The 19,621-nt window shown below is 61.6% G+C and carries 15 protein-coding genes; 9 read left to right on the plus strand and 6 right to left on the minus strand.

Annotation, left to right across the window (positions count from 1 at the left end; translation table 11 throughout):
* Positions 1-40: 40 nt before the first annotated feature.
* From rpsB to ABFX23_RS13100, 3 genes are all read right to left on the minus strand, one after another.
* Entirely contained in the window at positions 41-814 is a 774-nt protein-coding gene (gene rpsB / locus ABFX23_RS13090; RefSeq protein WP_346033456.1) for a 30S ribosomal protein S2, read from the minus strand.
* A gap of 452 nt (positions 815-1,266) precedes the next feature.
* Positions 1,267-2,229 carry a CDP-diacylglycerol--serine O-phosphatidyltransferase gene (gene pssA, locus ABFX23_RS13095; RefSeq protein WP_346033457.1) on the minus strand — a complete coding sequence of 321 codons (963 nt, stop codon included), beginning with the start codon at positions 2,227-2,229 and terminating at the stop codon, positions 1,267-1,269.
* A complete protein-coding gene (locus tag ABFX23_RS13100; protein WP_346033458.1) occupies positions 2,226-2,978 on the minus strand; it encodes a phosphatidylserine decarboxylase in 753 nt (250 codons plus the stop codon). Before ABFX23_RS13100 ends, pssA begins: the two co-directional genes overlap by 4 nt.
* Positions 2,979-3,071: 93 nt before the next feature.
* On the opposite strand from ABFX23_RS13100, the gene ABFX23_RS13105 reads away from it, so the two are divergent.
* Complete coding sequence (locus ABFX23_RS13105; protein WP_346033459.1) at positions 3,072-4,412, plus strand: ABC1 kinase family protein; 1,341 nt, start codon at positions 3,072-3,074, stop codon at positions 4,410-4,412.
* Between the two features lie 6 nt (positions 4,413-4,418).
* Here ABFX23_RS13105 and ABFX23_RS13110 read toward each other — a convergent pair whose 3' ends face one another.
* Positions 4,419-5,822, minus strand: coding sequence for a helix-turn-helix domain-containing protein (locus ABFX23_RS13110; RefSeq protein WP_346033819.1), 1,404 nt, complete (start codon positions 5,820-5,822; stop codon positions 4,419-4,421).
* 145 nt (positions 5,823-5,967) lie between these two features.
* On the opposite strand from ABFX23_RS13110, the gene ABFX23_RS13115 reads away from it, so the two are divergent.
* Genes ABFX23_RS13115 through ABFX23_RS13125 form a run of 3 tightly spaced genes read left to right on the plus strand, consistent with a single transcriptional unit; the run spans position 5,968 to position 9,893 of the window.
* The gene (locus ABFX23_RS13115) at positions 5,968-7,560 is read left to right on the plus strand and encodes an isocitrate lyase (RefSeq protein ID WP_346033460.1); all 1,593 of its coding nucleotides are present in this window, start codon (positions 5,968-5,970) and stop codon (positions 7,558-7,560) included.
* 30 nt (positions 7,561-7,590) lie between these two features.
* Entirely contained in the window at positions 7,591-7,746 is a 156-nt protein-coding gene (locus ABFX23_RS13120; RefSeq protein WP_162925080.1) for a hypothetical protein, read from the plus strand.
* Positions 7,743-9,893, plus strand: a complete 2,151-nt coding sequence (locus ABFX23_RS13125) for a malate synthase G (protein ID WP_346033461.1) — start codon at positions 7,743-7,745, stop codon at positions 9,891-9,893. The genes ABFX23_RS13120 and ABFX23_RS13125 overlap by 4 nt, the downstream gene beginning before the upstream one ends.
* 297 nt (positions 9,894-10,190) lie before the next feature.
* Here the strand turns inward: ABFX23_RS13125 and ABFX23_RS13130 are convergent, their stop codons facing one another.
* Together ABFX23_RS13130 and ABFX23_RS13135 are read right to left on the minus strand one after the other, a co-directional pair.
* Positions 10,191-10,385 (minus strand): helix-turn-helix domain-containing protein, encoded by a 195-nt coding sequence (locus tag ABFX23_RS13130; RefSeq protein WP_346033462.1) that lies wholly within the window; start codon positions 10,383-10,385, stop codon positions 10,191-10,193.
* Positions 10,382-10,588: a helix-turn-helix transcriptional regulator gene (locus ABFX23_RS13135; protein WP_346033463.1), complete on the minus strand. Its 207-nt coding sequence runs from the start codon at positions 10,586-10,588 to the stop codon at positions 10,382-10,384. Before ABFX23_RS13135 ends, ABFX23_RS13130 begins: the two co-directional genes overlap by 4 nt.
* Positions 10,589-11,344: 756 nt before the next feature.
* Here ABFX23_RS13135 and ABFX23_RS13140 point away from each other — a divergent pair.
* From ABFX23_RS13140 to ABFX23_RS13160, 5 genes are all read left to right on the plus strand, one after another.
* Positions 11,345-12,256, plus strand: coding sequence for a LysR family transcriptional regulator (locus ABFX23_RS13140; RefSeq protein WP_346033464.1), 912 nt, complete (start codon positions 11,345-11,347; stop codon positions 12,254-12,256).
* A 124-nt stretch (positions 12,257-12,380) separates the two neighbouring features.
* Positions 12,381-15,476 (plus strand): TonB-dependent receptor domain-containing protein, encoded by a 3,096-nt coding sequence (locus ABFX23_RS13145; protein WP_346033465.1) that lies wholly within the window; start codon positions 12,381-12,383, stop codon positions 15,474-15,476.
* A gap of 15 nt (positions 15,477-15,491) precedes the next feature.
* On the plus strand, positions 15,492-16,757 hold the full coding sequence (locus ABFX23_RS13150; protein WP_346033466.1) for a M14 family metallopeptidase: 1,266 nt from the start codon (positions 15,492-15,494) through the stop codon (positions 16,755-16,757).
* Positions 16,754-18,352: an N-acyl-D-amino-acid deacylase family protein gene (locus ABFX23_RS13155; protein ID WP_346033467.1), complete on the plus strand. Its 1,599-nt coding sequence runs from the start codon at positions 16,754-16,756 to the stop codon at positions 18,350-18,352. The genes ABFX23_RS13150 and ABFX23_RS13155 overlap by 4 nt, the downstream gene beginning before the upstream one ends.
* On the plus strand, positions 18,346-19,584 hold the full coding sequence (locus ABFX23_RS13160) for a dicarboxylate/amino acid:cation symporter (RefSeq protein ID WP_346033468.1): 1,239 nt from the start codon (positions 18,346-18,348) through the stop codon (positions 19,582-19,584). Before ABFX23_RS13155 ends, ABFX23_RS13160 begins: the two co-directional genes overlap by 7 nt.
* The last annotated feature ends 37 nt before the right edge of the window (positions 19,585-19,621 follow it).

A 19,621-nucleotide genomic window follows, 5' to 3' on the forward strand; every position in this document is an offset into this window, starting at 1 on the left:
TGTGACGCGCAGCTTACGCCGCGCGGTTCACATTCGAAGATCAGGCGTCGGCCTTGGCTTCTTCGGCAACGGCAGCCTCTTCGGGCGGCTGTTCCATGGCACCGATATCGGCACCCGAATCCACCACGCCTTCGGTCTTGCCGGTCGTCGCGGCCTGGGCCACGGCGTCGCAGTACAGGCGCACGGCGCGGCTGGCGTCGTCGTTGCCGGGGATCGGGAAGGCGATGCCGGTCGGGTCGACGTTGGTGTCGAGCACGGCGATCACGGGGATACCGAGCACGCCGGCTTCCTTGATGGCGAGATCTTCCTTGTTGGCGTCGATCACGAACATCACGTCCGGAATGCCGCCCATGTCGCGGATGCCGCCCAGCGAAAGTTCCAGCTTGTCACGCTCGCGCGTCAGCTGCAGGACTTCCTTCTTGGTCAGCAGGCTGGTGTCGCCGGCGAGCTGCTCTTCGAGGCTCTTGAGGCGCTTGATCGACTGCGAAATCGTCTTCCAGTTGGTGAGCATGCCGCCCAGCCAGCGGTGGTTGACGAAGTGCTGGCCGCAGGCACGCGCGGCCTGTGCGATCGGCTCCTGCGCCTGGCGCTTGGTGCCGACGAACAGCACCTTGCCGCCCGCACGCACGGTGGAGGAGACGAAGTCCAGCGCGCGCGCCATCAGGGGCACGGTCTGCGACAGGTCGATGATGTGAACACCGTTGCGGCTGCCGAAGATGTACGGCTTCATCCGCGGGTTCCAGCGGTGGGTCTGGTGGCCGAAGTGTGCGCCGGCCTCGATCAATTGCTGCATCGTGACGGTAGGTGCCGTCATAGGTAAATTCCTTTCCGGTTATGCCTCTGGAAGACGGGGAACCGACCCTTGGGAGCATGTCCCGCGGGCAGCACCGGTATGTCAGTGCCTTCCATGTGGATTTGCCTGCGACGGCAGAAACGGGAATCGTTCCTGCTCCTCAGACGTGGGCGCCCCTAGCCGAGCGTCAGGTGGAAATCTACCCGTAAATTGCAACGCCGGAACACAAGCGGAACAAAAGGGTTGACCAGCTGGAACGAAAGTGGAACAAAGAACGCAACCGGAACAAACGGGCAGTTCCGGCATTCGTTGGTCGCCGGAGGGGCTTTGAGCCAAAGGAACTCGGTTTATGGCATTTGCACTGGTTATTTCGATCTTCTTCGGACTGGTGGCAGCGATTGCCCTGCTCTCCTGCCACGCCTGCATCCGCTATGGCGTTGTCCGCTGGCACGAGACGCGCCGCGAACTTGCCGCTATCGGTCGCGCTTCTCAGACAGCGCCGCGTCCACTTCGTCGACCGCAAGAGGCTTTCGCGCGCCTGGCGGCGTAGCGCTCGCCTCATCGGCAGGGCCATCGCCCGTTGCCGCAGCGCGCATCTCCCGCTTCACTTTCGCATAGCCGCTGACCGACCACACGATCAGCGCCATGTAGACAACGCCTATCAGCACCAGCGTCCACCAGGTTTCGATCAGCAGGCCGCCCACCAGAAGACCGGCCACCGCGATGAAGGCGAGCTTGAAATCGCCGGAAGGCGTGAGGGATTTCCAGCTGGGTGTCGCCATATTGGAAACCATCAGCACGGCAACCAGGATGATCCAGGGGCCCACCAGCAGGGGTTCGCGGAAAATCGGCGCATCGGTCGCCAGCCAGAGATAGACCGGCATGAAGGCGAAGCCTGCCCCCATCGGTGCAGGAACACCGGTGAGATAACCGGCCGACTTGTGCGGCTGCTCTTCCATGTCGATCTGCGCGTTGAAGCGGGCTAGCCGGAGCGCACAGCAAATGGCGTAGGCCAGTGCCGCCAGCCAGCCGAGGCGCGGTGCATCGACGAGTGCCCAGAGGTAAAGCACCAGCGCTGGTGCAATGCCGAAGCTCGCCGAATCCGAAAGGCTGTCGAGTTCCGCACCGAAGCGCGATTGCGCCTTCAGCAAGCGGGCGATGCGGCCATCCATCGCGTCCAGCACGCCGGCAAGGATCATGGCGAAGACCGACTGCGGCCACTGCCCGCCGATCGCGAAAAGGATGCTCGTCAGCCCCGAGCACAAGGCAGCAGCCGTAATCGCGTTGGGCAGCACCGCGCGCAGCGACAGTCCCTTGCCCGCACGCGACCGCGTTACCCGCTCATGCTCGCTGGCCTTGGGACCAAGCCACGCTGGCCCGGCAGTAACTGTCTCGTCCTCGTCGAAGTCCTTGGTGTCGTCCTGGCCTGGCTTCACTGGCTCACTCCTTCAAGCAGTCCCACCGTCCCGATCTCGGCCAGCACTGTCTCTCCTGCAATCACGCGCTGCCCCAGCAGCACTTTCGGTTCCGTCCCTGCGGGCAGGTACACGTCCACCCGGCTGCCGAAGCGGATCAACCCCACGCGCTGACCGGCGGCAACGATATCGCCCGGCTTCACGAACGGCACGATCCGCCGCGCCACCATTCCGGCAATCTGCGTAAAGCCGATGGCGGTCCCGTCGCCCCGCTCGATCAGCACGTGCTGGCGCTCGTTTTCCTCGCTCGCCTTGTCCAGGTCCGCGTTCATGAAAGTACCGGGAATATAGACGATACGTCTGATCGTGCCCGATATCGGCGAACGGTTCACGTGCACGTCGAAAACCGACATGAAGATGGAAATGCGCGTCACCGGCTCCTTACCGAGCCCACGGCCACCATCCTCCGTGGCACCCTGAAGCTCTACAGGCGGCGTTACCTGCGAAATCAGTGTCACCAGCCCGTCGGCTGGAGAGACCATAAGCTGCTGGCCCTGCGGGACGACACGTTCGGGATCGCGGAAAAAGGCGAAGACGCCCGCCGATAACAGCAGCAGCGGCCAGCCCAGCCAGCCCCAGTCGAAGATCAGCAGCACCGCCAGCGCGATTGCCACGGCAATCATGCCGAATTTGCGACCCTCGGGATGGATCGGGGGGAAGCCCCACTCGGCATCGCCGCGACCGCGATTGTCTCTGAGTTCACCAGCCATCGCCTTTACCTATGCTGTTGCCGCTGCGCTCACAAGCGATACCGCCTTTTGTCCCCGCTGGCGTTTCGCTGCCGCGCACACCAGCTATTGCAGATGTCTGACAAGGATAACGATGGCGACACACGCGCCGTTCCCGGCAACCGCCGCGCTCGACTCGGCCAATTCGGTCGCCTCGCAGGTGGCCTCGCGGGTGGCGTCATGGCCGAGGGCGCGCGCCGGCTCGCGGAAGGAAAGCGGCCTCGTCTCAATGAATTGCTGCTGACGCCGGGGAACGTGGGCCGCGTGGCGGACCGGCTTTCAGAACTGCGCGGCGCGGCGATGAAGCTTGGCCAGATGGTTTCCATGGATGCGGGCGACGTGCTGCCCCCCGAACTGGCGCAAATCATGGCGCGGCTTCGTGAGAACGCCCACTCCATGCCTCCCAAGCAGCTGGAGGCCGTGCTGGCGAAGGACTGGGGCAATGGCTGGCGGCGCGAGTTCAAGTATTTCAACCCCCGCCCCCTTGCAGCCGCATCCATCGGGCAGGTTCACCGCGCCAAGACCCGCGATGGGCGCGACCTGGCGATCAAGGTTCAATACCCCGGCGTACGCGAATCGATCGATGCCGATGTCGACAATGTCGCCACCCTGCTGCGGGTGTCGGGCATGCTTCCCAGGCACCTGGATATCGCTCCCCTACTCGGAGAAGCGAAGCAGCAGTTGCATGAAGAGGCCGACTACCAGCGCGAAGCGCGACAGATGCGGGCTTACGGCGAATTGCTGGCAGGCGAGAGCGAATACATCGTCCCCGGCTTTCACGCCGATCTTACAACTACCAATGTGCTCGCGATGGATTTCGTGCCGGGCCGATCCATCGATACGCTTGAGCACGAACCACAAGAAGTGCGCGACGCCATGATGGAGCGGCTGGTCGCCCTCGTGCTGCGCGAACTGTTCGACTTCGGCCTGATGCAGACCGATCCGAACTTCGCCAATTACCGGATCTCGGACGATGGCGAGAAGCTGGTGCTGCTCGATTTCGGCGCGGCGCGCGAGGTTTCGCCGCACATTACCGAGAGCTATCGCAGGCTACTGGCTGCAGGGTTGGCCGAAGATCACGAGGCGATTGCCGAGGCCGCGATTGCGGCGGGCTTTCTCTCCCGCCACACGGCAGACGCGCACCGTGCAAACCTTGACAGGATCATCGCGGTGATCGTGAATGAGCTAGGCAAGCCCGGCGATTTCGATTTCGGCGACCGGTCTTTCGTGAAGACGGTGCGCGAGGAAGGCATGGCCATCGCCCAGGATAAGGCTGCCTGGCACTTGCCACCGGCGGAAATGCTGTTCGCCCAGCGCAAGATCAGCGGCACCGCCCTATTGGCGGCGCGCATGAAAGCAAGGATCGACATCCGCTCGATGGTAGAGGCGAAGCTCGCCGGCCTGCCGTCCCGTTAGGACGCACTATTCCATCGAGAAGTCGAACGGCACACCGCTTTCGCGGAATCGCATCGGCCCTATCTCGCGGCCCATCGGCGGGGCGGATCGGGCTATACACCGCGGCCGGTGACACAGGCGGCAGGCCACGCCGATGGGCGTCGGCTCGCTGTCTGCCAAGGCTTCGCCATAGGCCAGGTTGGCCATATGCGATGCCGAGCATGCGATCGCCACGGACCTTACCACGCGCGGAACGCCAAATGCGCCGCCCCCGCCCCGCACCGTGCGCGCGATGGAAACGTAGCGCTCCCCGTCGGGCAGTTCGATCAACTGCGCGTCGACCACGTTTGGCTGGTCGAACACCGTGTGCACGTTCCAGAGTGGGCACCCGCCGCCGTGCCGCGCAAAGGGGAAGCCAGCGCCGTCCAGCCGCTTAGACACATTGCCCGCGCGGTCGACGCGCAGGAAAAAGAAAGGCACGCCTTCCTCGCCGGGCCGCTGCAATGTGGTGAGGCGGTGTGCCGCCTGCTCGAAACTTACGGCAAAGCGCGAACACAGGGCCTCCACATCGTAGCGCAGGTCCTCGGCAGCCTTGGCGAAGGCGCGGTAGGGCATCAGCAAGGCCGCGGCCCAGTATGACTGCAACGCACGCCGGACGAGCCGCTTGCCATCCTCGCTGGTGAGACGGCTTTCGGAGACGATGCGCGCGATCGGCTGCTTCTGTTCGAGAATGGCGATCTGCAATGCCGCCTGAAAGCGACGCCCGGCCTGGTCGATCCGCTCCGACACATGGATGCGCCGCCGGTGATAGTCGTGCCAGCGCAGCGCGCCGCGCAGCAGCCCGTCGTCGGTCAGGCGCAAGTCGAGCTGGTGGTTCTCGGCAAGGTGATCCTTCATCGCTGCAAAGGAATCGAGCTTCTTCGAGAGCGCGGCGGCGCTGTCGTCCAGTTCGGGAAAGCAGTTTCTGCGCGCAGCCAGGAATGCCCTCGCCTCACCCACCGGATCGCTGGGTGCCGCTCCGGCGCTTTCGGTCGGCGCTGCATCCCGCCGCTCGGCAAGGGCGAGTTGCTCCTCGCCGAACGCGGTGTGCAGCCGCAGCAGCGCCTCGGCCATGCCGGGATAGCTGGTGGCGATGTCCTCTATATCGAGAGGTTCGATGGCGATGTCCGCGAACAGCGGATCGCGCAGGGCCGATTGCAGCCGCGCGGCGGTCTCGTCGGCGTCCTCGTCCGCCAGGTCCGCCACATTGATGCGATAGGTGGTCGCCAGCTTCAGCAGCATCTCCGCCGTCACGGGACGCTGGTTGCGCTCCATCAGCGCGATGTAGCTGGACGAGATGTCGAGATCGTTCGCCATGTTGGCCTGGGTCAGCCCCAGTTCGCGGCGCAGCTTCTTCAGGCGGGGTCCGAGGTAAAGCGTCCTTGCGGCCATCGTCATTCCAATGCGAGTGTCATAGTTTACAACCTTACACGCAAATCTTGTAAAGTTCGACAACATTACACCGGAAAGCGCGACGGCGGCCAATTCGGGTGCCACATGACGGTCAAGCGACATCAACGCCAAGGACCGTATCACCATGACTTACTTCGAAGAAATTCACCGCCAGACCGGCATCAAGCACCGCCATGGCGCCGATTGGCAGGGCATCGATCCTGAATTCGCCGCTCGCCTGCGGTCGCAGAACCGTTTCCAGAGCGGTCTCGATATCGCCCGCCACACGGCAAAGGTGATGCGCGCCGACATGGAAACCTACGATAAGGATCCGGCCCAGTACACGCAGTCGCTCGGCTGCTGGCACGGGTTCATCGGCCAGCAGAAGATGATTTCCATCAAGAAGCATTTCGGCAGCACCAACGGCCGCTACCTCTATCTTTCGGGCTGGATGGTCGCCGCGCTACGCAGCGAGTTCGGCCCCCTGCCCGACCAGTCGATGCACGAGAAGACCAGCGTTCCCGCGCTGATCGAGGAGCTCTACACCTTCCTGCGCCAGGCCGACGCCCGCGAACTGGGCGGTCTGTTCCGTGATCTCGACAAGGCACGCAAGGCCGGTGACGAGGCCGCTGCCGCAAAGGCGCAGCAGGCCATCGACAACCACAAAAGCCACGTCGTGCCGATCATCGCGGATATCGACGCAGGCTTCGGCAATGCCGAGGCGACCTACCTGCTCGCCAAGAAGATGATCGAGGCCGGTGCCTGCGCATTGCAGATCGAGAACCAGGTGTCGGACGAGAAGCAGTGCGGCCACCAGGACGGCAAGGTCACGGTTCCGCACGAGGACTTCCTGCAGAAGATCCGCGCGATCCGTTATGCCTTCCTCGAACTGGGCGTGCCCGAAGGCATCATCGTTGCCCGCACGGACTCGCTGGGCGCAGGCCTCACCAAGCAGATCGCCTTCAGCCGCGAGCCGGGCGACCTGGGCGACCAGTACAACCGCTTCCTCGATTGCGAGGTCGTGGAAGGCGTCGGCGAGAAAGGCGACGTGTTGATGAACCGCGATGGCCTGCTTGTGCGCCCCAAGCGCCTGCCGTCCAACCTGTTCCAGTTCCGCCCCGGCACGGGAGAGGACCGTTGCGTTCTCGACTGCATCACCGCGTTGCAGAACGGCGCGGACCTGCTCTGGATCGAGACCGAGAAGCCGCACATCGAACAGATCGCCGGCATGGTCGACCGCATCCGCGAAGTCGTGCCCAATGCCAAGCTCGTCTACAACAATTCTCCCAGCTTCAACTGGACGCTGAACTTCCGCCAGCAGGTCTACGACGCCTGGGAAGCCGAGGGCCGCGATCTGTCGATGTTCGAACGCGATCAGCTGATGAGCCAGCACTACGACGACAGCGACCTGGCGAAAGAGGCAGACGAGAAGATCCGCACCTTCCAGCGCGATGCTGCGAAGCGGGCTGGCATCTTCCACCACCTGATCACCCTGCCGACCTACCACACGGCAGCGCTGAGCACCGACAATCTCGCCAAGCGCTATTTCGGCGAGGAAGGGATGCTCGGCTACGTCAAGCAGGTGCAGCGTGAGGAAATCCGCCAGGGGATCGCCTGCGTGAAGCACCAGAACATGGCCGGCTCCGACATCGGTGACGACCACAAGGAAGCCTTCGCCGGAGAAGCAGCCCTGAAAGCCGGCGGCGAGAACAACACCATGAATCAATTTGCCGCATGAGCCGGCGCAACGCGAAGAAGGAGAAGTAATATGGCACACCCGACAATGGCCCGCCCGGTCTTCTCGACCGAAGATTTCGGTCTCATCCGCAACGCGCTGGCAGTCGCCATCCGCAACGGGGAAGACAATGCCGAGACCCGCAAGCTGGTGAACCTGCATCACCGCATGGGACGGTTCGGCCGATGACTACCGCATCGCTTCGCCAGCAACGGCAAGGCGATGCCACTACCCTGCGCGCCGGCACAGTCCAGCGCGCGGGATTGGCCGTCGACCCGGTGTTGGCCGATTTCATCGAGCTCGAGGCATTGCCGGGTACCGGAATCGAAGCCGAGGACTTCTGGTCAGGCCTCGCCGATCTTGCCGATCGCTTCACGCCGCAAAATCGCGACCTGTTGGCGCGGCGCGAGCTGTTGCAGGGGCAGATCGACGACTGGCACCGCGCAAATCCCGATGCGGGTATCGGCGTCCCTCCACGCACGCTGCGCGGGATGGACTACCTCGTGCCCGAGCCAGAGCCGTTCACAATCGGCACGGCGAATGTCGATCCCGAAATCGCCACCATTGCCGGGCCGCAACTGGTAGTCCCCGCGCTCAATGCCCGCTTCGTCCTCAACGCCGTGAACGCGCGCTGGGGCAGTCTCTACGACGCCCTTTATGGCACCGATGCGCTGGATGGCACCACGCCCCGCGGCGCGGAATACGATGCTCAGCGCGGAGCAAAAGTCATCGCCTGGGCCAAGGCATTTCTGGATCATGCAATCCCGCTCGCCGAAGGCACCTGGAGCGAGTGGACCGGTGGCGTCCCCGCCCTCGCCAATCCAGACCAGCTTGTCGGCACGATCGGCGACAATTTCATCCTGAAGCACAACGGCCTCTATATCGAGATCGTCATCGACGACCGGCACCCCATCGGCAGTCACGATCCGGCTGGCATCGCAGACGTACGGCTCGAATCCGCACTCTCTACCATTGTCGACCTTGAGGACTCTGTTGCCGCCGTCGATGCAGAGGACAAAGTTGCCGGATACCGCAACTGGCTCGGCGCTCTGCGCGGCGATCTTGTCGCCAGCTTCAGCAAGGGTGACGAGAAGGTCGTCCGCACGGCCAACCCCGATCGCACATATCGCGACATGCACGGCGACGAACGCAGCTTGCGAAGCCGCAGCCTGCTGTTGGTGCGTAACGTCGGCCACCTGATGACGAACCCCGCCGTTCACCTGCCGGATGGTTCGGAAATCTTCGAAGGACTGCTGGACGCCGCCGTCACCGGCCTGATCGGCCTGCATGATCTCAAGGGACTTGGCCGTCTCGGCAACAGCGCCGCAGGCTCGATCTATATCGTGAAGCCCAAGATGCACGGACCGGAAGAGTGCGCCTTTGCAGACAGCCTGTTCGCAGCCGTCGAGGACATGCTCGGGCTTGATCGCAACACGATCAAGATCGGCGTGATGGACGAGGAACGGCGCACCAGCGCCAATCTCGCAGCCTGCATCCACGCGGTGAAAGACCGGGTGTTCTTCATCAACACCGGGTTCCTCGACCGGACGGGTGATGAGATCCACACCTCGATGCTGGCGGGCCCTATGCAACGCAAGAGCGACATCAAAAAGGCGGAATGGATTGCCGCCTACGAAGACCGCAACGTCCAGATTGGCCTTGCCTGCGGCTTCGCCGGGCGTGCGCAGATCGGCAAGGGCATGTGGGCCGCGCCCGACAGGATGCAGGCCATGCTGGCGGAAAAGATCGGCCATCCGCTAAGCGGGGCGAGCACTGCCTGGGTGCCCTCCCCCACGGCGGCTACGCTGCACGCCGTCCACTATCACCGCTGCGACGTGGCGGAACGCCAGCGCGCACGGGCGAGCGAGAGAATCATACCGGTCGAAAAGCTGCTGACCGGCCCTCTTGCCGAGGACGCGAACTGGTCCGCCGAGGAGATCGCTAGCGAACTCGACAACAACGTACAGGGCATCCTCGGCTACATGGTCCGCTGGGTCGATGCCGGCATCGGCTGTTCCAAGGTGCCCGACATCAACGATGTCGGCCTGATGGAGGATCGCGCGACGCTGCGCATCTCCAGCCAGCATATCGCCAACTGGCTGCACCACGGCATCGTGAGCCGCCTGATGATGGACGATGCCCTGCACCGCATGGCAGCGAAGGTCGATGCCCAGAATGCGGGCGACCCGTCCTACCGCCCGATGGCCGGGAACGAGCGAAACTCGATCGCCCTCAACGCTGCGCGAGAACTCATCGTGGCGGGAACGAAGCAACCGTCAGGATATACCGAGCCCGTGTTGCACCGGGCACGCGCGCTGGCAAAGCAACAGCGCTGATCCGAGCTGGAGAGGGAAGGCGACCGTCGCGGCAATGGCCGGGGCGGTCGTTTTTCGTAAAAGCGGCGGTGGTGGCAGGGCTTGATTCGAACCGCTAAAATAACGCTTTGATATCAATTCTATTCTTGGAACAAAGGCAGACCTTCCCCCACACTCTCCCCCACATTTTTGTTCATTTAACGGTGGTTCGGTTCAGCGTTCTGGCCGAGAAGCTGAATAAATGCGCGGTTCGCGGAGCGCCTAAGTGCAGCATAATGGCACGTGCGGACACTGTCCAATTGCGAGTTGGCAGCCTGGTCAATTCGTTGCCCGATGCCGCTCAACAAGATTGTGCAGACTGGCTGTCGTTATGCGCGTTGCTTTGCCGATCTTCACCGTTTCGAGTTCACCGCTGGAGATCAGCTCATAAAGCTTTGTGCGCCCGACACCGATCATGCGGGCAGCGTCATTGACCCTGACGCAGATCGGCTCGACAGATTGCTGCTCACTCATCCCACCGGTTCCTCTTCACGATAGTGCACAGGATCGGCGATCCAGCGATTGATGGCTGACTCGTGCCAGCCCGCTCCATGCACGCTGATCTTCACTTGCGAAGGGAATGTGCCATCAGCGATCTTGCGATAAATGGTCGAGCGCGAAAGGCCCGTGCGGTCGAGTACGGTCTTAAGTCGGATGATGCGTTCGGTATTGGACATTGGGCGTTCTCACTTTGACATTGGCAGCCCCTCTACGGAACATAATGAGAACTTTCTTGAGCAACGCAAGAGGTCGAACGAGCGGGAGTTCAGACGAATCTTTTGCGATTTGAGTTACTTGAAACGATTCTGGACGGTTAGAGACTTTGGAGGATAAACGACATAGCCAGCTTAAGTTCTGAACATTATTCTGTGTTGGCCTGATATTGCGACAGCCTTACGCAAATGAGCGCATGCGACGACGGATTCCCGTGCCACCGGTGCCGGATTTCGCGCGAATCGAGTTCAGAATCCGTCGCAATGGCGACCGTTGCCGATTTCGAGTTTGCATAAGGAGAGAGATCTATGTCCAGCCTAACCTCCTGGCTGCCCACAATGACTGAAACTGGCCGTGAGTAGACTGTCAGCTTTCATCGGTCAAATGGGCGAAAGCAGTCGTTCCGCTCACGGCCTTGATGCGGACAATCTCGCTGTAAATGTCGCCCCTGAACATCGCGCGCAATACCGACATGAAGATTCACGACATCAGGACCGGCTTGGCATCGCAGAACCCAGATAGATCTTTCGAGCGATGAACGCCAAATTCCAAACCAGCTAATGAGCCTTTCCTCACGCCGCACATGGTCGACCCCGTTTCTCAGCCCTCTCTATGGGCGAATTGCTCCAAAGCACCATGATCGACAGCGTGTCCTACCACACACATTAGCGCCTGAGGCTTGCCATCCTTCTTGGCACGGCACACAAGCACATATGCGCTTGCGACAGATTGAAATCTTCTACCATGTCTATCGCGCGGGCTCGATCAGTGGGGCCGCGCGTAACCTTAATGTCTCGCAGCCTTCTGTAAGCAAGGTTCTGCGCCACCTTGAGGATCAATTGGGGTTCGACTTGTTCAGCCGCGAAAAGGGGCGTTTGATTGCAACCCCCGAAGCGCAAGAACTCTACTCCGACGTCGAACACATCTACGATCAGATCAGGATGCTCAGGCGCTCGGCCTCCAATATCCGCAATCGTCGTGGCGGACATTTGCGGCTTGGCATCCTTCCGGCGCTCAGCCTGTCCGTGGCGCCAGAGCTTATTGCGCGCATGCGCCAAAGCGACCCATTATTCAGTTTTGAACTGACGACTCTCCATTCGGCCGAGATCGCCAAGGATCTTTACGAGCGACGCAGCGGCCTATGCATTGGATATGAAAAATTCGAGGATCCGCGGCTCAGGTCCTTTCACCTTGGAGAAGGCAGGTTCGTTCTGGTCTCGGGCGATGCGATCCAACAGGACAAGAGGCGCATCGATTCATCGATCCTCCACGAAACCGATTTTATCGGGATGCGCGAAACAGGGCCGCTAGGCGCCTTGATCGGGGACGTGCTCTCGACGCAGGAAGTCGAACCCTTGGAGGTTGTAACGACTCACACCTATCACATGGCCCTGTCGCTGGTGCGCAAACGTGTCGGCTATGCGATTGCAGACCAGTATACTGCCTTTTCGCATCTCGGCACGGGACTGCACCGCTACATGCTGGATGATTTCCCAACCTTTCAGATCTACGCCAATGTCCTTGCCGACCATGCCGATGACGAGCTGGTCGATCACACCGTAGCGACGCTGCGCAGCATATTGAACGAGTTCGACGAAACGATTTCCTCCCTCGTCACGCCCCACCCATAACCTTTCTCTATATCCACGCTCCCAAATGCTTGGCCCGTTGCGATTGTCGACGCATCCCAGTTGGGGCAGCATTGGTCCGATAGCCCGAACTTGATGCGGGTGAGAAGAATTGAGGGAGGATCACATGATCAAGTCAACCAGGTCGGTAGTCGCACTGATGTGCGGTACGGCTTTCGCAGCGCTAGCCGCTCAGCCCGCCTTGGCGCAGGATGTTGCCGAGACCGACGCTGAGGCAGAAGCCCCCGCCCCTGCCGTCGACGATGACGACGCAGATACCGATGCCGTGATCATTGTCACGGGTTCGCAGATCCAGGGTGCCAAGGTCGACGACGTCTTGCCGGTCACCGTGGTCTCGGAGGCCGATGTCGAGACGATCGACCCCGCGTCGGGCGACGAGCTGTTCCGTGCGATCCCGCAAGCCGGTTCGGTTGCCTTCAACGACCAGAGTACGGTTGGCGGCGTCAATGGCGCGCGCGGCGACATTGCCTCGATCAACCTTCGCGCGCTCGGCACTGGCAACACCCTGTTGCTGCTGAACGGTCGCCGCATGGTCCTCAACCCGGGCTTCCAGACCGAGCTTCTGGTCCCTGTCGTTTCGCCCGACACCAACCAGATCGTCCCCGGCAGCGTCCGCCGCGTCGAAGTACTGCGTGACGGCGCGTCGGCAGTATATGGCGCCGACGCTGTGGCCGGCGTAGTCAACACGATCCTGCGCCCCGATCTCGATGGTGGATACCTCGAAGGGGGTTACCGCGCGTCGATGGGCACCAGCCTCTACAGCTATTCGCTGCGCGGTGGCTATGGCTTCGACTTCGCCGACGGGCGCGGCAATGTCAGCCTCTACGGCTACTACTTCCACGAAAATGGCGCCCCGTCCTCAATCCGCGACTACGCTGCTGATAGCGACCGACGCCCGTTCGTCGAAGGTACTGAGTTCGAGGGCGATCTCAGCTTCGATAATAGCTCGAATGACACGCCGTGGGGTGAATTCGATATCCAGGCATCGCGCAGCGCAACCGACCTCAACGACGATGATTTTTTCGTTCGCCCCTGCGGAGCCTTCGAGGATGTCAGTGCGATATCGGACAGTCGATTCCTCGATCTGGGCAACGGGCTGTGTGCCGATAACGGCACTACGGTCAATCGAGCACAACGCTATAATATCGAAGGAGATCGCGATCTCTTCTCCGAAAAGGACCGCTACAGCTTTGCCGGTCTGTTTAGCTACGAGCTGAGCCCCTCGGTCGAATTCTATGCCGAAGGATCTTTTTACCGCTCGGACTCCAACCGCAACCTCGAGCAGCGTTCGAACCTGACTGCTGTGCCAATCGCGGTCTTGCCGACAGCCTACTGGAACCCGCTGGGCGCTGCGACGCTGCCTGATGGTTCGCCCAATCCCAACCGTCTTACCGGCGGCATCGACGGGATCGGTCCCGACGGCGCGACGATCATCATCGAGGATTATCGTCCGATCGATGCAGGCCCGCGCAATGTGCGCGTCGACAAGAACGTTTATCGCATCGTGGCCGGACTTCGCGGCGATCTGTGGGGTTGGGATTTCGACACCGGCTTCCTCTATTCGCAGGCAAACAGCACCGACTTCACCAGCAACCGCGTTTCGAACGCTCTCTTCGAAGCGGCGATCAACCGTAGCGATGCGAACGCTTACAACCCCTTCAACGGGGCATGCGTGGACAATCCCGATGAAGGCGATTGCACTCCCAATCCGCAATCGGTGATCGACAGCTTTACGGTCGATGTTTTTCGCAAAGGTGAAACCAGCCTTGCCTTGGCCGATTTCAAGCTCTCGCGTCCGGACGTATTCGAGCTGCCCGGCGGTCCCGTAGGTCTTGCGACCGGTATCGAATTCCGCCGCGAGACCTTTATCGACGATCGCGATCCGCGCCTCGACGGTACGAACACCTATACCAACTCCTTCTCGGGCGACTTCTTCGGGAGCGACGTGATGGGATCGAGTCCCTCGCCCGATACCAGCGGCAATCGCGAAGTCTACTCGGCATTTGCCGAAGCACTCGTGCCGGTTGTCTCGCCCGACATGGACATCCCGCTGATGGAGGAATTCAACCTTCAGCTGGCTGGCCGTCTCGAACGCTTCAGTGATATTGAAGAGACGACCATCGTTCCGCGCATCGCGGCTTCGTGGACCGTGTTCGACGGGCTGCTGTTCCGAGGCGCATGGTCGCAGGGCTTCCGGGCGCCGAACCTCGTACAGGTCAACGACCTGGGCACGACCCGTTCGAACACCCGGGACGACTTCGTTCAGTGTTTCGCACAGATCCAGGCCGGCGATATCACCGACTTCGGCGATTGTTCGGGCCAGGGCACGATTAGCCTGCGTACCGGCACAAATGAACTGCAGCCAGAAGATACCGAGAGCATCAATCTCGGCGTAGTCTTCCAGCCGAACTTCGTTCCGGGCCTCACGCTGACTGCAGATTACTGGCGCGTCGAACAGGATGGTATCGTTGGCGTGTTCGGCGACGAAAACGCGCTGGCTCTCGACCTGCTGCTGCGCCTGCAAGGTTCGAGCAACCCGAACGTAATCCGCGCCGATCCGGACCAGGACCAGATCGATCTGTTCGCGGGCAGCGGGCTTGCCCCTGCCGGCACCGTTATCCGCGTGCTCGATCCCTATCGCAACCTCGACAGCCGCGTGTCGAAGGGCTGGGACTTCGGCCTATTCTACGCACTGCCGGACTTCGGTGCAGGCGATTTCGACATCAAGGTGAATGCGGCCTATCTGGATAGCTTCTTCCAGACGCCCGGTCCTGACGGTCAATTGTTGCTCGATGCGGTCAACGACGGCACGCTGCCGGACGAGATCACGATCGACAACATCGGCCAACTCCGCCTGCAGAATGGCCGCCCGAAATGGCGCTGGACTGCTGCTCTTCGCTGGGATTCCGGTCCGGTAACTGCGAGCCTCTTCGGTCGCTATGTCGGCAAGGTTCAGGACACCAGCGCCACCCAGGACGATACGGGCGAGTTCTACACCGTTGACGACTGGTTCACGCTCAATGTAGCGGTGAGCTACACCATCGAGAACGACACCGCGTTCGACGGGACGCGCCTGCGGGTGGGCTTCAACAACATCTTCAACGAAGATCCGCCGCTTGCTGACGAAAGCTTCGGCTTCATGAGCGACCTGCACTCTGCCCGGGGACGCCAGTTCTCCGTTTCGCTCAGGAAGGAATTCTGACGAGCTTCATCCGGAGTGATTGAACTGAAAGCTGTTACCGGCAAGGGAGCCGCCAAAATGCGTACACTCTTCCTGGCATCTCTTGCCGGTAGCTTGCTGCTTGCATCCTGCGCGACGCCACACGACGCAACGAGCGTCGCCTCGTTACCCGCAAGCGCCCTCAAAAGCGCGCGCTGTGCAAGCAACCTTCTGGCGGTCGATACGGATTTCCCCGCTGGTGCGCTTGCCAGTTGCACGGTCAGCGATGGTACGAATATCGCTATCACGATCGCGCCCGAAGACGAGCCGCCGATCAATCCCAGCCCCTGGTACGCCTTCCGCGTAACTCCGGCTGCACCGACCGAAATGAAACTGTCGCTTTCCTATACCGAGCATGGTCACCGCTATTGGCCGAAAATCAGCTATGACGGCGTCACTTGGACTTATCTCGACCAGGGGCAGGTCAAGGTGAGCGAGCTTGCGGGTAGCAAAATGGCTAGGATCGCGCTGGAGAGCGATGGTCGCCCGTTTTTTATCTCGGCGCAAGAAATCGTCGTCCCTGCTACCTACGACAAGTGGCTTGGCAAATTGGAAAGGCATGCCGATGCCAGCCGCAGTGTACTCGGCCAGTCTGCGGAGGGACGCGACATTCCACTCCTGACGATCGCAGATCCTTTCTCACAGCAGCGCGAATCCATTGTGCTGGTCGGGCGACAGCACCCGCCGGAGGTGTCCGGCGCGCTGGCAATGTTTCCCTTCGTCGAAGAACTGCTCGCCGATAATGATCTGGCGCGCCGTTTCCGCGCGCGGTTCCAGACGGTAGTCGTCCCGATGCTCAATCCCGACGGTGTCGTACGTGGACACTGGCGTCATGCGACGGGCGGGGTCGATCTCAACCGGGATTGGGGTAAGTTCTGCCAGCCTGAAACCCGGCTGATGGGAGACATGATTGCCGCAATCGAAGCCGATCCTGCACGCAATCTTACGTTTTTCCTGGATTTCCATTCGACCCAGAAGGACGTGGTCTACACGCTTTCGAAGGACATTGAGACCGATCCTCCCGGCTTTACCGATGCCTGGCTGGCCGACTACCAGGCGCGGGTCCCGAACTACGAGGTGGTCGAGGAACCCGGCTATAGCGCGGGGCGGGGTGTTTCGAAAAACTGGATCTACGACGAGTACGGCGTTCCGACGGCGACATTCGAACTGGGCGACGAGACCGATCGGGAGCTCGTCAAGACACTCGGAACCGCCGCAGCGCGGGCCATGATGAAGACGTTGCTGGAAACCGAAAGCGAATGACCTTCCGGCCGGTTTCTCGAACTATCGTTTCGGGCCTTTGCCTCGCCTTGCTTGGAGCCTGCCAGACAATTCCGGAAGACAGCGGAAAGACCGACGTCGAACTGATCGTCACCGGCGGGACGGTGTTCGACGGAACGGGCACCGCAGGCCGTACCGCCGATGTAGTCATTGACGATGGCCGTATCTTGTACATCGGTGCGGACGCGAGAGGCACCTATCGCGCCGAAAGCAGCATCGATGCCAGAGGTCTCGTTGTCGCTCCGGGCTTCATCGATCCCCACACCCATGCGGACGAGGAACTCGCCTCGGATGATCCGATGGACAGGGCAAACCTTGCTTTCGCTTTCCAAGGCATCACGACGGTCGTTGTCGGTAATGACGGCTACGGCAAGCCCGAAATCGCTGCGCAGGCCGATGCCACACGCTCAGGCGGGGTGGGCACCAATGTCGCGTATCTTGCCGGCTTCGGTCCGATCCGTGAGGCGGCGCTGGGTAAGGAAAATCGCGCACCAAGCGCTGCCGAACTGGCGCAGATGACGGCGCTCGCTCGTTCCGCGATGTGCGAAGGTGCATGGGGGTTGTCGGCAGGGCTCTACTACGTTCCGCAGAACTATGCTGCGACCGATGAAGTGGTCGAGATCGCGCGGGTCGCGGGCTCGATGGGCGGCTATTTCGACACCCATATGCGCGACGAAAGCACCTATAACATTACCGTAACCGGTGCGGTCGAGGAAACGCTCGATATCGGGCGGCGGGCGCAGATCGCGGTGCATATTTCTCATATAAAGGCTCTCGGCCCGGCGGTTTGGGGCAAGAGTTCGGAAATGATCGCCCTGGTTGAGGCGGCGCGGGCGAATGGCCAGCGGGTCACTGCCGACCAGTACCCCTGGGCAGCATCAGGAACGCGGATCAGCAACGCGCTGGTTCCGCGCTGGGCGCTGGAAGGCGGTTTGGGCAGTCTGCGCAAGCGCCTTGCCGATCCGGCCGAGGCGGCCCGTATCCGCGATGGCATGATCGAAGGCCTCGCGCGCAGGGGCGGTGCCGACAAGCTGCTAGTCACCGGCATCCTCGAAGATGCGCCGGTCACCCCGGGGCAGACGCTGGCGCAAGCGGCAGAGGCCATGCAGCTGGAGCCGGTCGATGCCGCCATAGCAATTCTGCGCCAGGGCGATGCGCGGGTCGCCTCCTTCAACATGAGCGCAAGCGACATCGCCGCTTTCGCCCGGCAAGACTGGGTGGTCACCGGGTCCGACGGATCGACCGGGCATCCGCGCAAATATGCAAGCTTTCCTAAGGCTTATCGCGATCTCGTGGTCGATGGCGCAATGCCTCTTACCCGCTTTATCCGTCGTTCGTCGGGTGCCAGCGCCGACCTTATCGGCCTTCCCGATCGCGGCTATCTAACACCCGGATATGCGGCAGATTTGGTGGTCTTCGACCCCGCAAAATTTGCGCCGCTTGCGACCTACCAGGAGCCGACGCGATATTCGGCCGGAGTGCGCCACCTCATCGTCAACGGCAAGCAGCTGATAGCGGACGGCGACTATACCGGCGCGCTTCCGGGCGAACCCCTGCTGAAGGACACGTCATGCTGAAAAAGTGGTTTGCGACCTCGCTATGGAAGCGGGTGGTGCTGGCGCTCGTGCTCGGCGTCGCGACGGGGTTCGCGGTGGGCGAGGACATCGTCGCTATCAAATGGATTGGCGACCTGTTCATCCGGCTGATCAAGATGCTGGTGGTGCCGCTGATCTTCTTCAGCCTAGTCGGCGGGGTTGCGGCGATTGGCGATATCCGCAAGCTCGGCTCGGTCGGTGGGCGCGCGATGGCACTGTTCTTTTCGACCGCGATCATTGCAGTGACCACTGGCATGGTGCTCGCCACGCTGGTGAAGCCTGGTTCGGGACTGGTTATCGAGCTTCCCGATGGAACTGCTCCACCCCCTCCTCCGGACCAGTCGCTGGTGGAGATGATCATCGCAATCGTCCCGGAAAACCCGGTCATGTCGATGGCGCAGGGCCAGATCTTGCCGGTGATCATCTTTGCGATCATGTTCGGTATGGCGCTGTTGATGACGGGTGAAGAGGCCAAGCCGCTTACACGCGGGATCGAGGCCGCCTCGGCAGTTATGCAGCGCCTGACCATCATCGTGATGGAGTTCACTCCCTTCGGGGTTTTCGCGCTCATGGCATGGGTGGCGGGCACCTTCGGTTTCGAGGCGCTAATGCCACTGTCGAAGTTGGTGATCCTGAATTATGTCGGCTGCGGGATTATCCTGCTGCTTGTCTACCCCGCGATCCTGCGTTTCATTGCCAAACTTCCCACGTTGGATTTCTATCGCGGGATTGTGGACGCTCAGGCGGTCGCATTTTCGACCGCATCCTCCAACGCGACCCTGCCTATCACGCTGCGCTGCGTTCAGCGGAACCTGGGCGTGTCAAAGAGCATCTCCGGCTTCGCAGTGGCGCTGGGGGCGACGGTCAATATGAATGGCACGGCCATGTACCTTGGCGTGATCGCGATTTTCGGCGCGCAGGCTTTCGGCGTGGAACTGACGTGGATTTCCTACCTGCTGATCGGCCTAACCGCGACGCTGGGTGCGATCGGCACTGCGGGTGTGCCCGGCGCGGGGCTGATAATGATGAGCCTGGTGCTTTCCGCAATCGGTGTGCCGCTCGAAACGATCGCCTTTGTCGCCGGTATCAACCACCTGCTCGACATGATGCGGACTATGACTAATGTAACAGGCGACGCGGTTGTGGCGGTCGCTGTGGGCCGTATGGCAGGCGAGATCGATGTCGAGGAATATGTCTCTGCGGACGATGTCTAGCTGACAGATCGGGACAGGCACCTGAGAGGAGGGCGCC

Origin of the sequence: Erythrobacter westpacificensis, from assembly GCF_039542285.1 — a bacterium.
GTDB classification, from domain to species: Bacteria; Pseudomonadota; Alphaproteobacteria; order Sphingomonadales; family Sphingomonadaceae; genus Alteraurantiacibacter; species Alteraurantiacibacter westpacificensis.